The 12,541-nt window shown below is 60.2% G+C and carries 13 protein-coding genes and 1 tRNA gene; 9 read left to right on the top strand and 5 right to left on the bottom strand.

Features of this window, described 5'->3' with window-relative positions:
- Nucleotides 1-13: 13 nt before the first annotated feature.
- Entirely contained in the window at nucleotides 14-403 is a 390-nt protein-coding gene (locus AACZ26_RS09075) for a hypothetical protein (protein WP_339620909.1), read from the bottom strand.
- A gap of 3 nt (nucleotides 404-406) precedes the next feature.
- On the bottom strand, nucleotides 407-1,858 hold the full coding sequence (locus AACZ26_RS09080; protein ID WP_339620911.1) for a PspC domain-containing protein: 1,452 nt from the start codon (nucleotides 1,856-1,858) through the stop codon (nucleotides 407-409).
- Nucleotides 1,859-2,008: 150 nt separating this feature from the next.
- Here AACZ26_RS09080 and AACZ26_RS09085 point away from each other — a divergent pair, with 150 nt between their 5' ends.
- Nucleotides 2,009-3,166, top strand: a complete 1,158-nt coding sequence (locus AACZ26_RS09085) for a PspC domain-containing protein (RefSeq protein WP_339620913.1) — start codon at nucleotides 2,009-2,011, stop codon at nucleotides 3,164-3,166.
- Nucleotides 3,163-3,825: a response regulator transcription factor gene (locus tag AACZ26_RS09090; protein WP_339620915.1), complete on the top strand. Its 663-nt coding sequence runs from the start codon at nucleotides 3,163-3,165 to the stop codon at nucleotides 3,823-3,825. Before AACZ26_RS09085 ends, AACZ26_RS09090 begins: the two co-directional genes overlap by 4 nt.
- On the opposite strand, the gene AACZ26_RS09095 is transcribed toward AACZ26_RS09090, so the two are convergent.
- The 3 genes from AACZ26_RS09095 to AACZ26_RS09105 all read right to left on the bottom strand — a co-directional run bounded on the left by AACZ26_RS09095 (nucleotide 3,817) and on the right by AACZ26_RS09105 (nucleotide 7,997).
- The gene (locus AACZ26_RS09095; RefSeq protein ID WP_339620917.1) at nucleotides 3,817-4,476 is read right to left on the bottom strand and encodes a HEAT repeat domain-containing protein; all 660 of its coding nucleotides are present in this window, start codon (nucleotides 4,474-4,476) and stop codon (nucleotides 3,817-3,819) included. The two genes, AACZ26_RS09090 and AACZ26_RS09095, sit on opposite strands and share 9 nt — an antisense overlap.
- Before the next feature lie 34 nt (nucleotides 4,477-4,510).
- A complete protein-coding gene (locus tag AACZ26_RS09100) occupies nucleotides 4,511-5,707 on the bottom strand; it encodes a pyridoxal phosphate-dependent aminotransferase (RefSeq protein ID WP_339620918.1) in 1,197 nt (398 codons plus the stop codon).
- A gap of 175 nt (nucleotides 5,708-5,882) precedes the next feature.
- Nucleotides 5,883-7,997 carry a choice-of-anchor G family protein gene (locus AACZ26_RS09105; protein ID WP_339620920.1) on the bottom strand — a complete coding sequence of 705 codons (2,115 nt, stop codon included), beginning with the start codon at nucleotides 7,995-7,997 and terminating at the stop codon, nucleotides 5,883-5,885.
- A gap of 500 nt (nucleotides 7,998-8,497) precedes the next feature.
- Here AACZ26_RS09105 and AACZ26_RS09110 point away from each other — a divergent pair.
- The 7 genes from AACZ26_RS09110 to AACZ26_RS09140 all read left to right on the top strand — a co-directional run bounded on the left by AACZ26_RS09110 (nucleotide 8,498) and on the right by AACZ26_RS09140 (nucleotide 12,532).
- A tRNA-Trp gene (locus AACZ26_RS09110) sits at nucleotides 8,498-8,570 on the top strand.
- Between the two features lie 64 nt (nucleotides 8,571-8,634).
- The gene (secE, locus tag AACZ26_RS09115; RefSeq protein WP_339620922.1) at nucleotides 8,635-8,916 is read left to right on the top strand and encodes a preprotein translocase subunit SecE; all 282 of its coding nucleotides are present in this window, start codon (nucleotides 8,635-8,637) and stop codon (nucleotides 8,914-8,916) included.
- A gap of 57 nt (nucleotides 8,917-8,973) precedes the next feature.
- Nucleotides 8,974-9,912 carry a transcription termination/antitermination protein NusG gene (gene nusG / locus AACZ26_RS09120; RefSeq protein WP_339620924.1) on the top strand — a complete coding sequence of 313 codons (939 nt, stop codon included), beginning with the start codon at nucleotides 8,974-8,976 and terminating at the stop codon, nucleotides 9,910-9,912.
- A gap of 87 nt (nucleotides 9,913-9,999) precedes the next feature.
- Nucleotides 10,000-10,431, top strand: coding sequence for a 50S ribosomal protein L11 (rplK, locus tag AACZ26_RS09125; RefSeq protein ID WP_100389473.1), 432 nt, complete (start codon nucleotides 10,000-10,002; stop codon nucleotides 10,429-10,431).
- Nucleotides 10,431-11,120 carry a 50S ribosomal protein L1 gene (rplA, locus tag AACZ26_RS09130; protein WP_339620929.1) on the top strand — a complete coding sequence of 230 codons (690 nt, stop codon included), beginning with the start codon at nucleotides 10,431-10,433 and terminating at the stop codon, nucleotides 11,118-11,120. The genes rplK and rplA overlap by 1 nt, the downstream gene beginning before the upstream one ends.
- A gap of 116 nt (nucleotides 11,121-11,236) precedes the next feature.
- Nucleotides 11,237-11,788, top strand: a complete 552-nt coding sequence (locus AACZ26_RS09135; protein WP_339620930.1) for a GNAT family N-acetyltransferase — start codon at nucleotides 11,237-11,239, stop codon at nucleotides 11,786-11,788.
- A gap of 75 nt (nucleotides 11,789-11,863) precedes the next feature.
- On the top strand, nucleotides 11,864-12,532 hold the full coding sequence (locus AACZ26_RS09140; protein ID WP_339620931.1) for a DUF998 domain-containing protein: 669 nt from the start codon (nucleotides 11,864-11,866) through the stop codon (nucleotides 12,530-12,532).
- Nucleotides 12,533-12,541: the final 9 nt, after the last annotated feature.

The raw sequence follows: 12,541 nt of genomic DNA on the forward strand, positions 1-12,541 counted from the left end.
GGTTAGAGGTCTATCAACCGATCGGTTGATGCTCGCTCGGCGCTGCTTCTGCTGGAGCTTCTGGCGAACGCTTCTTTTGCTGAGAACGAATAACGGCGAGCAGCCCGACGATGAGCAGTATCGCACCCAGAATCATTGAGGCGGTGAGCATGGCTTGGCCGGCGGTCATTGTCAGAACCCAGTCGGCGAGTTCTTCGCGTCGACCGGGAGTGCCGAGCGCCGTCAGTAGGGAGATGCCCGCTGCCATGATGAGAAGTCCCCACACGATGGTGCCGAATCGGATTCGGGGGCGCGTCAGGGCTGATGTGCTGGTGGGGGCCTCTAAAGTCTCTGACGTGGACGTGGACGTGGACGTGGACGTGGACGTGTCGTTTTCGGCAGGAGTCTCGTTGTGAATAGTCATTTTTTAGTCCTCTAGCTTGTCGGCCGCGACAGGATTGTCGTTGAAGATCTCGACCTGTCCGGTTTGTTGCCACACGTGGATTGTTTTGCTCGGGGTGACAGCTGGATCGCCTACCGTTACAGTCCACTGGTTGAATTCGTCGGTGCGAGTCGTGGGTTCGATGCAGTCCCAGATCCCGGTGAAGCCCTCGCTGTTTTCGCTGCTCTGCAGTTCGGCGATGCAGACCGAACTCGAGGGGGACCGTACCTCTACTGTTACTGCGGTTCCTTGATCGACGAACACGCTGACTTCACCGACACCCTGCCAGAGGTCGCTCGAGGTGACTGCATCATTTCTGTCGTTGGTGTTGAGGTACGCATAACCGATGAGTTGCGCTGACCGGCCTTCGCCGAGTTCTGCGGATGCCGCCAGCAGTGTGCGGTTTGCCGGGAGTGCGAACGCCACGGCAGCGGCAAGCACTGTGACGCCGGCGACAAATCCCAAGAAGGCACTGCGGTGGCGCAGGGCCCCTCCGATCACAATTGCCGCACCAAAAACCAGCGCAGCTACCGACAGCCCGGTCGCAGCCGCGACTGTGGCTGAACCAGAGGGCGCACTGAATGCAGCGATTCCGCCGGCGAGAAGAGCGATGCCGCTCACGATGGCCATGACGCCTATCGAGAGCCTCGGGTTGAGCCTCCGGCGTTCACGACGTCGTTCTGCGGCGAGTGCTGCCGCCACACGGGATTGTTCGCGAAGTTCCGCTGCTCGCTGGCGGCGCACCTCTTTCGCCTCTATCTCCTGTTGAGACTTCCACTGCGCATTCTGGGCCTTCCAGATCTCGCGCTGCTCGCGCCAGGCCGCGACCTCTTCATCGCTTGCTTCGGACGACGGCTGCTCGGGAAGCAGGGGTGCCGAGACCGTTGCGTTGACTTGTTCCGCGCTCGCGATAGCGGAGTCTGCGGAGTTCTCGTGAGGATGGGGAATTGTCGTGGGGTCCGCGTCCGTCGTGGCGGGGACCGCAATGGGGTCACCGTTCGCCGAAGCTCGTGGGCTGCGAGCGAGACGCACTATCCACAGCACGAGCGCGACGAGTCCTGTAATTAACAACACCGTCCACAGCGCTCGTCCCAGTTCTGCTCCCCAACTCGCTGGGCCCGCGACGAATGAACCTATCTGCCAGAAGCCTTGAGTTGTAGGCAGCATCGAGAGCAGCAGCAGCGCGGCGATTGCGGCGTGTGCGCGTTCAAACTTCTTACGGAAGAAGTTCTCAAGATGAATCGAATCGTTGTGGTCGGGAATGAGAAGCCAGGCCACCGCGTACAACAGGATCGCTGGGCCCCCCAGTACGGCAACAACAACAAGGATGCCGCGCACGATGAGGGGGTCGATACCCAAGCGGGTTGCGATTCCTGCTGCGACTCCGCCAATCCAGCCGGGTTCGCGGCGCAGGTCGAGTTGGCGTAGCCAGTTCATGAACGGATGTTCGGTCGGGGGTGATGCGGGTGGTTTACGTGATGCCATGATTCGATCGTCGTCGGTGAGAAAGCGCTTCGCTATGAGGGATGACCCTGAACGTACCCTTACTGGTCACTATTCACGCGAAAAACCTGCTTGGATTCTTGAGTGACCACAGTAGCCATTCGACCGCCACTTCTGCGCCCGCGTGAAGCGGCCGTGAGCGGAGTGAGCGTAGCGCTCGCTACACATCTGGGGTGGAGCGTGGGGCGCGTTCGTTTTCTTGCTGTGCTGACCTCGCTATGCGGTGGCGCTGGACTGCTGCTGTATTTCTGGTTGTGGGCGCTTGTGCCTCTTGCGCCGAGCGACACCGAGAACCGGCGCGAGGTTCGCCGGCGAGTACCGATGGCGATGATGCTCGTCATCGCTTCAGGTATCGCAGCGGCGAGCGTGATTCTGGTGACCCTCGGCTCTGGGCCCAGCGGCAGCTCACCTTTCCTGTTTGCGGTCGCCCTGACGAGCGCTGCAGCGGTTGCCTGGAGTCTCGCGATTGACCGTCATGATCCCTCGCGGCTGCAGAGCTACGGAGTGTGGGTGCGCACCGTTGCGGCCGGCATCATCATCGCCTGTTCGATCGCCGTGTGGGCTCTGCGGCCGAGCCTCATCAATAGTCTGTTCGCGACGGTGCTGATCATCGCTGGCGTGGGATTGCTGGCGGCGCCACGAATTGTCGCGCTCTGGAGCGACCTGATTACGGAGCGCACGGCCCGGGTCCGGGAAGAGCACCGGGCGGAAGTCGCGGCTCACCTGCACGATTCTGTGCTTCAAACTCTCGCCCTCATCCAGAACCGTGCGGGCGCATCCAGCGAGGTCGCGCGCATCGCGCGAGCGCAAGAGCGAGAACTTCGTGAGTGGCTTTTCGAGGGCGATGTCGCACCAAGCACCGACAGCGTCGCTGAGATGCGTGCAATCGCGGCGGCGATCGAGCTCGACTTTGCGGTCAGATTCGATGTCGTGACAGTGGGTGAAGTGCCGGAGGGCGTGCCGGTAGCTCTGGTTGCCGCTGCTCGAGAAGCGATGTTGAACGCCGCTCGTCACGCTGGCGGAGACGTCTCCGTCTATATCGAGTCGTCACCTCACGACGTCAATGTCTACGTTCGCGATAGAGGGCCAGGGGTAGATCTCGATTCTTTGCCCGCTGACCGTCTCGGCATCCGTGAATCGATCATCGGTCGCATGGCGCGAGCGGGAGGAACCGCTACTGTTCGTCACGGCACTGGTGGCATTGGAACTGAAGTGCATCTACGAATTGAGGCCCTACCGTGAACGACTCCGCATCGCTCGATGTCGTGATTGTTGATGATCATTCGATCTTCAGGTCAGGACTTCGAGCCGACTTAGACGCGACAGTGCGCGTCGTGGGCGAGGCGGCGACGGTCGATGAAGCGGTGGAACTCATCGCCCAACTTCGACCGGCAGTGGTCTTGCTCGACGTTCACTTGCCCGGTGGCGCTGGCGGCGGCGGTGCCGAGGTTCTCAAGCGATCGAGTGGCTTGCTCGACTCGGTTCGATTCCTTGCGCTGAGCGTTTCGGATGCCGCTGAAGATGTCGTCGGAGTGATCCGTGCCGGCGCTCGCGGGTACATCACCAAAGGCAGTTCTGGCCGTGATGTCAGCGAGGCGGTGGTTGCTGTGGCCGGAGGCGATGCGGTGTTCTCGCCCAAGCTCGCTGGCTTTGTGCTCGACGCGTTCGGCGCCGTTGCCGGGGAACAGTCGGAGTCCAGCGATGAACTCGACAGGTTATCCGCTCGCGAGCAAGAAGTGATGAGGTACATCGCGCGAGGCTATGCCTATAAGGAGGTCGCGGCTGAGCTCTATATCTCCATCAAAACTGTAGAAACCCACGTGTCTGCAGTGTTGCGCAAGCTGCAACTCTCCTCGCGGCATGAGCTCACAGTGTGGGCGACGGCCAGAAAGCTACTGTGACGACAGCAACACAGCGAGTTCGGCATCGAAGAGGGCAGCATCAAAGCCCACATCGGGAGACTCGCGCATAATCAGAGTCGCGTGCGCATGAACCCGACGGGGCTCGTCTCCCTTCTCTGCGGCGTTCTCAAGCAGAGCAAGAACAGCAGCGTCTGAGAGCTCCATGAGCGCTCGACTCAGGCTGAGTCGAACATCGCGCTCGCCGCGACCGAGGTGGGCTACGAGCATGGTCGCGAGTTCAGCCTCTTCCGCTTCGGGCACGAGAACTGTTGCCACTCGCCACGCTGTGCGCGCGACGCTGTCGTCGGCGTCATTCAGCACTTCGGGGGTGATCGCAGCCCAACCGGCAGGATCCCGAATCTTCGAGAGAGTGTGCAGCGCTTGACTGCGGGCCTGATTCGTCGTCGACCCAGCTTCGTCAATGAGCAGTGGAACTGTGATGTGCGCCGGATGCCGCATCAACGCCCACGTGAGTGTCTCGCGAACATTGAGGTCGGGTTCGATCGCGCACCGCTCCACGAGCACCGCAACGTACTCATCCCGGGGGTGTGTTCCGGCAGACATTGCTGCTTGGAGTCGTTGTGAGGGTGTCGCTGCGCTGAGTGCAGCGCTCAATCGACCGGCGGCATCAAGCGGCGGTGTTGCATCCATAAAATCCTCCACCGCAACGGCGGCGGTTGTGGGCTTAGCTGAAGAGCTTCTGAAGGCGTTGCACACCTTCGAGGAGCGCATCGTCGCCGAGGGCATAAGAAAGGCGCAGGTAGCCGCTCGGGCCGAAGGCCTCTCCGGGGATGACCGCAACCTCAGCTTGCTCAAGGATGAGGTCTGCGAGTTCGAGGCTTGTTGTCGGAGTGACTCCGCCCCATTCGCGGTTGAGGAGCCCCGTGACATCCGGGTAGACGTAGAACGCGCCTTGCGGTGTCGGACAGTGCAGTCCCTCAATCTTGTTGAGTTCGGCAACGATCAGTTTGCGGCGGCGGTCGAAGGCCAGTCGCATTTCTTCGACGGCGTCTTGCGGGCCGGTGAGGGCTTCAATGGCCGCGCGCTGCGAGATGTTGGAGACGTTGCTCGTGAGGTGCGACTGCAGGTTCGCTGCGCCCTTCATCGCGTCAACCGGGCCGACCATCCAGCCAAGGCGCCAGCCGGTCATGGAGTAGCTCTTGGCAACACCGTTCACGAGAATCGTGGTGTCGGCGAGCGCGGGAACGGCCTCAACAATGGAGACGGCACGTACTCCGTCGTAGACCAAGTTTTGGTAAATGTCATCGCTGATGACCCAGATGCCGTGCTCGAGCGCCCATTCACCGATGGCCTTCGTCTGCTCAGGCGAGTAGACGGCGCCGGTGGGGTTTGATGGCGAAACGAAGAGCAGCACCTTGGTGTTCTCGGTGCGCGCCGCCTCAAGTTGCTCGACAGTGACGAGGTAGCCTTGATCGGCTCCGGCGAAAACCTCGATCGTGTTGCCGCCGGCGAGCTTGATTGCTTCCGGGTAGGTGGTCCAATACGGGGTCGGCACGAGAACGTCGTCGCCCTCGTCGACGAGAGTCGCGAATGCTTGGTAGACGGCTTGCTTGCCGCCGTTGGTGACAACGACCTGGTTGATCCCGACCTCAAGGCCACTGTCGCGCAGTGTCTTCGCGGCGATTGCTTCGCGCAGCTCGGGCAGTCCTGCCGCTGGAGTGTAGCGGTGGTTCCTGGGGTCGAGCACTGCAGCGGATGCCGCATCCACAATGTTCGCGGGTGTCGCGAAGTCGGGCTCGCCAGCCGCATAACTGATGATGGGCCGACCGGCCGCAAGAAGCGACTTGGCCTTGGCGTCCACCTTGAGGGTGGCTGACTCGGCGATAGCGGAAATTCTGGCAGAGAGGCGAGGTGAGGTCACCACTCAAGTCTATGGCTTTGGTGGCGAGTGTGCCCAAGGATTACGAAGGCTTCGCTGGTCGTCTCGTGGTACTAAAAAGCCCCCACCGCTGAGGCGGTGGGGGCTGAGGGAAGCGGCCGGAGTTCTCATCCTGGGGGGACTAGGAGCTCCGGCCGCTGTGGTTACCTCCGCAGTCCTAGAGCTCGGACTTGGGGTGTGTACGGAGGTAACCCTGACGCGCGAAGTAGGCACCCGCTGCCAACAACGCGACGATGAGGGCGATGAGTGTCGCTACGCCAGCACCGGTGTAGGCGAGTTGCCCGTTGAGGGCGAGAGTGGGAAGTTGAGGTCCGTCTGGTCCTCCGGGGAGGCAAATGCCCACGCAGGGATCTTCGGGGTCAACCGGGCCACAGTTCGTCGTGCATCCTGGGTCAACGACTGTCTGAACGTTCGGGCCGACGACTGCGCGAGCAACGTTGAGGGTGACGAGGCCGTCGTTGGTGAAGCTCGGGCCGCTGGCCGCCCGGCCGAGCACTCCACCCAACAGGCCGCTGCCGCTGGATGCCGTTGAGGAACCAACTCCGCTGCCTACGGTGACGCGAACGGCGGTTTCGCTGAACATGTCACCCTTGACGGCACCGGTGGAAGTCCACTGCTCTTGCACGTTGACCTTGATGGAGATCAGGCTGCGCAGCACGGTGGCCACGCTGGTGTCTCCAAGCAATCCCGTGACTGCGGGATTGACCAAGCCGCTGTTGAGGCTAGCGACGAGCGATGAAACCGCCCCATCGTGGGAGAAGAGTGACGTGTTGAGCGTCTTGCCGAGACTGCTGATCAGCGTGTCTACGTTGAGGCCGGTTGTGACTGTTCCGCCGAGAAGCGAGATGTTTGCTTTCGCTGAAACAGCGGTTCCGTTGATCAGGTCGTTCACGGTGCCGATGATGCTGACATCGACGGTGCTGCGAAGGTCGGGCAGAACTGAACTCACGAGTTCACAGACGGTGTCGGTGGTGTAGCCGATGATGCCCTGGGTCACACCCTGAGTTACGCCGTCGGTGATGCCGCCGGTGAGTCCACCGAGCAGCCCGCCGATCAGACCGCCGTCGGAAGATGAGTCGCCGCCAAGAACTTCACCGTTCAGAATGTCGCCGATGATGGGGACTTGGATGTCGCGGCACACGGTCTTCTGTGTAGGTTCTTGAGCGGTGAGCAGGTTGAGCTTTGCGGACACCTCTACTCGGGCATCACGTAGTGCGCGTTCGACGCGTTCGACGATATCGTCGGCGAGGTCAGCGACGGTCTCTGTGATTCCGTTGAGGATCTGATTGACCACAGCATCTGTCAAGAGTTCGGTGTTTGGCGGGAGATCGTTCAACTCACTGCCCAGCAAGGCTTCGAGATCAACGAGCACTGCTCCAGTTTCAAGGTTGAAACTGACTGCACCGTTGCCGTACTTGCCCACGAGCAAGGCATTCACGGCTTGCTGCAGGTCAGCATCGATGACGACTTTGACATCGGCGGAGGAGCCAACGACGCCGAGAACGGGGTCAAGGATGCCGTCGATCGAGTTACCTAGCGCGCCGTTGTCACTGCCCAGGCTGATCAGCTGATTGTCTACACCGTTCAACGCGGTAGTGACTTTCTTCGTCAGCTTGCTGATAGCTGGGCTGGAGAAGCTCAGCGTTGCATCTGCGAGGCTGTAGTCGCCGGACGCTGATGTCATATTCCCGTCAGCACGAGCTGCGACCGCGTTCAGATCGAGCTTGAGATCTGTGAGCACGGAAGCGAACTCGTTGGCGAGGAGGCTGTCGAGGTCGAGAGTGAGGTCGCCGGCGGCACCGGAGGCGACTGAGCCGACGCCGATTCCGCCGTCGTCGTGAATGGCACCGGTCGAAGCGAACGACTCGCCGTTCTTGTCGGCTTCAGCGTACTGATGCACGACTCCGGCATCCACAACGTCAAGAAGCGGAAGCTGTACACCACTTGGCTTGTTGATCACGCTGGCACCGAGCGCTTCTACGGTGAGCGGGTCGCGGTGGACCTGTCGCGATTGTGTGCCGTTGTTGGAAGCCACGACGTGACCAAGTCCAGCGACATTGCTGAGGTCGGTTCCGAGCACTTCGCCGGAAAGGAATTCGGCGTAGGCGTACGAGGCTCCGTTGGTCTCGTCCGCGCTGGCGGCAGCGGGTGCAATGAACGTAAGGCCCGAGACAAGGGCGATGGTTCCGAGTGTCGCTCCGAAGCGGACTCCTGCGGTGTGGTTGCTTTTCCCGACTGGCTTCCCAGTGCGCGGGATGTGTTGTGTGAACACGACTGGTACCTTCCTGATCCTGTGCGGAAAAGGAAGCTGACTCGACAGTGAGGTCAACGTAAGGGTTGGGTCACGAACTACTGCCTGATTTCAGCTTCGCTTGTCCATCTGGTGTTGGTGATCTTGAGTTGTGCTGCGAGGTGGTTAGCTCTCGTCTTGTGGGGTTGGTTAGGCCCGGTGTGCATTGGTGTTGCGTGAGATAAAGAAGGGTTGGTTCGCCCTGCTTGCATAGAGAGACTGCGATCTTCTGTGGTTATGACGCGGGTTTTTGTTTTTTCTTGAGAATTTTTTCAAGGAGCAGAACTCTGGCTTTTTCTTAGCGTTCACTGTGTTGATCGTCGTGGAGGGGAGCACGGACTGCGGGAGTCGTCAGGATGACGTACACTTGTCCAGTTAGTTGATAACTGCCATACTTTCGCGCGCCTGCTCCTGATTTCCCAATGTGGATGTCGCGGCGTGATTGTGCGAAGGTGTGAGTGAGGGATTTGCGTCCCTTGCAGAGGGTGGTGGCTCAATTGGTAGAGCAGCGGTCTCCAAAACCGCAGGTTGCAGGTTCGAGTCCTGTCCGCCCTGCAAGTCCCGGTCCGTCCGACACGGAATGGGTCGAGCAAGCCGAAGTATCGGAAGGTATCTAAGAGTGGCCAAGAAAGTCGTAGACGAGCCCAGCGAGGACGTCGTCGCCAAGGCGAAGAAGGAGAGCGCGCAACGTCGTGGACCCTTCGGTCGCATGGCACTCTTCATCCGCCAAGTAATTAACGAACTCAAGAAGGTTGTGACGCCGACCCGCCGGGAGCTGGTTAGCTTCACTCTCGTCGTTCTTGTCTTCGTCGTCATCATGATGGCTATCGTTTCCGGTCTCGACTTTGGGTTCAGCGCCTTGGTGAACTTCTTGTTCGGCGATCCCGAACTTGTGGTCTAGGCCCTTCACAAACCGCAGCGGCTACGGCCGCAATGCAGAGTAACGAAAAGAGATTTAGTGTCCGAGAACCACCGCGAAGACTCAGAGCTCGCTACGGCAGCAGAGCAGTCCTCCGAGGAGGATGAGGCGCAGACGGGTAACACCCTGGCTGAGGCAGAGCGTTCAGAAGACTCCGCCGAGCACCAGGCCATGCACATCGAAGACGGCTCAACTGATGTTGACGCTGATCTGGCGGGCCTCCTCGAGGCTCTGGATGCTGCAGCCGACCCCGAAGCTGACGCTGCGGTAGACAGCGCTCTTGACGTTCACACCGCGACCGACGCCGATGCATCCGTTGCAGCAACGGATGACGAAGCTGGAGAAGAAGCTGACGCTGAGGTTGATCCTTACGCTGAGTTCCGTATGGACCTGCGACTCCAGCCGGGCAAGTGGTACGTCATCCACTCCTACGCAGGCTTCGAGAAGCGCGTCAAGCACAACATCGAAAACCGCAAGGTTTCCATGGCGATGGAAGATTACGTCTTCCAGGTCGAGGTTCCGATGGAAGATGTTGTCGAGATCAAGAATGGCCAGCGCAAGCTCGTCAATCGTGTTCGCATCCCCGGCTACGTTTTGGTTCGCATGGACCTTAACGAAGACAGCTGGTCTGTTGTTCGTCACACTCCTGGTGTTACTGGCTTCGTGGGCAACGCTCACAATCCGGTTCCCCTGCGGTTCGAGGAAGCATTTAACATGCTGAAGAGCCTCGTAGAAATCGTTGAAGCTCCCGCTGCCAAGGGCTCGTCGCAGAAGAGCAAGACTGCTGCGCGCGCTATTCCCGCAGAGATCGACTTCGAGATCGGCGAGACCATCACGATCAAGGAGGGCTCGTTCGCGGGTCTGCCCGGTTCGATCAGCGAGATCAAGCCCGAGAGCGGAAAGCTCATCGTTCTCGTATCCCTCTTCGAGCGTGAGACTCCGGTCGAACTCAGCTTCGATCAGGTCACCAAGCTTTAAGGGTTCACGCCCGCACAAACCACCGCGCCCCGCTGGGGTGCGGGAGAGCTGGCCACACGGGTCAGTTCGTACCGAAAAGGAAACACAATGGCACCGAAAAAGAAGGTTACAGGTCTGATCAAGCTTCAGATCCAAGCCGGCGCCGCTAACCCCGCACCGCCCATCGGGCCTGCGCTGGGACAGCACGGCGTTAACATCATGGAGTTCTGCAAGGCGTACAACGCCGCGACTGAGGCACAGCGTGGAAACGTTATCCCGGTTGAGATCACCGTGTACGAGGACCGTTCGTTCACGTTCATCCTCAAGACCCCGCCAGCTGCAGAGCTCATCAAGAAGGCTGCTGGAGTTGCAAAGGGTTCGGGCACGCCGCACACCGTCAAGGTTGCGCAGCTCACCAAAGACCAGGTTCGTACGATCGCCGAGCAGAAGATGGCTGACCTCAACGCCAACGACATCGACGGCGCAATGAAGATCATCGCGGGCACCGCTCGCTCGATGGGAATCACGGTGGAGGCATAATGTCCAAGAATTCCAAGGCATACAAGGCCGCCGCTGAGAAGATCGAAGAGGGCAAGTTCTACACGCCCACCGAGGCTGTATCAGTTGCTCGCGAGACGGCTTCGAAGAAGTTCGATTCCACCGTTGAGGTTGCTCTTCGCTTGGGTGTAGACCCTCGCAAGGCTGACCAGATGGTTCGTGGCACCGTTATCCTGCCTCACGGCACGGGTAAGACTGCTCGCGTTATTGTTTTCGCAACCGGTCCCGCAGCAGAGGCAGCAATCGCTGCTGGCGCTGACGAGGTTGGTGGCTCGGAGCTCATCGAGAAGGTAGCCGCTGGTTACACCAACTTCGATGCTGCAGTTTCGACCCCCGAGCTCATGGGCCAGGTTGGTCGTTTGGGTAAGGTTCTTGGTCCCCGCGGCCTCATGCCGAACCCGAAGACCGGAACGGTTACCCCTGACACGGCAAAGGCTGTCTCGGAGATCAAGGGCGGAAAGATTGAATTCCGCGTCGACAAGCACTCCAACGTTCACTTCATCGTGGGCAAGGCTGGCTTCACCGCTGAGCAGCTCGACGAGAACATTAAGGCAGCGCTCGAAGAGGTTATTCGCGCCAAGCCCAGTTCTTCTAAGGGTCGCTACATCACGAAGGCTACGGTTTCGACCACCTTCGGTCCCGGCATTCCGGTCGACGTCAACTCGATCTAATACTGCTTAAAGAAACGGGGGTCGGCTAGCGCCGGCCCCCGTTTTGCGTCCCCGCCCGCTTCGCACGGAGTAGCGTGGGAGTAGCCATCGATTGCCACTTGGTGAAGGAGTCTGCCGTGCCCACCACTGTTCGCCATGCTGTCGAGGCGGATGCGCAGCTTCTTCACAACCTTGCGCGTCAGACGTTTCCGCTCGCGTGCCCTCCCGGCACAACGCCAGACGCCATTGCCGCATTCATCGCTGAGCACCTGTCAGCGGTGTCTTTTGAACGGTATCTGACAGAGCCATCTCGCGAGATCTTCATCGCCGAGGCCGAAGGAGAGCCCGCTGGTTATGTTCTCTTCTGTGCAGAAGAACCGACGGACCCCGATGTTGCGACGGCTCTCACGGTCCGCCCTACGCTTGAGTTGAGCAAGTGCTATGTCCTCAGCAACTTTCACGGCTCGGGTGCCGCATCCGCCCTTATCAGCGCTGGACTCGACTGGGCCCGTTCACACAATTTTGCTGGGGTGTGGCTCGGCGTAAACCAGGAGAATGCACGTGCGAATCGCTTCTACGAGAAAATGGGCTTTGAGCTCAAGGGAACCAAAAAGTTCCTTGTGGGCGGTCGCTGGGAAGATGACTATGTTCGTGAGCTCGCCTTCGAAGCTCGGGGCGTTTCCCCCTAGCAAGCGAGAGCATCCGTTGCTCTAAACTGGGGGGATGCTGGCACAACCTTTTTCGCGCTTAGTCGCGGTCAGCTGATGACGGCCGTTGCGCCGCAGCGGGTATCAACTCACACGGTAGAAGGTGTCGCGGCGATACTCGGAAGCTCAGCGGTGGCGATCGCCCTGATCCTTATTTGGGGATCTCGTTTGACGGTCACCCGCGAGCTCTACGTCAGCGAGCTCGGAGCCGAAGGGGAACCAACGGCGGCAGCATTCGAGATTGCGTTACTGCTCATCGTGATGGGTGGCTCTGCTGTCGCGTGGGCGGCACGACGCGTACGGGCATGGCCACCGCTGCTCTCGTGGGGGTCGCCGGCAGTGTCGCTGTGGGTCGGGTGCGGTTTCTTTCTGGTGGCGTCGCAAGTGACCTGTACATCCGGATGCCCGCTGCCCTATGGGCCGAGCTTTACGTGGCAAGACTTCACGCACACGCTCGCCGCCGTGCTTGCTTTTGCCGCTGCCTGTTGGGCGATGATTCAAACGTCATTCGCTCGAGAGCACCCGGTACTCGCGCGAATGTCAATCGTCACAGCGATTGCCGTTGCCGTCATTGCAGGTACCGGCGGCCTTTTCTCGCTGTTCCGATTTCAGGTTGTGCTGGGCAGCAGGCTCGAGTTCGTCGCTACGACCATTGCGATCGCGTGGCTCATGATGTTCGGCACCGTTATCGCGGTCCGTGCCTTTCGTCGAGCTGCGTCTGAGTAGCCAGAGCAC

Origin of the sequence: uncultured Salinibacterium sp., from assembly GCF_963974405.1 — a bacterium.
In the GTDB taxonomy this organism is placed as follows: Bacteria; Actinomycetota; Actinomycetes; order Actinomycetales; family Microbacteriaceae; genus Rhodoglobus.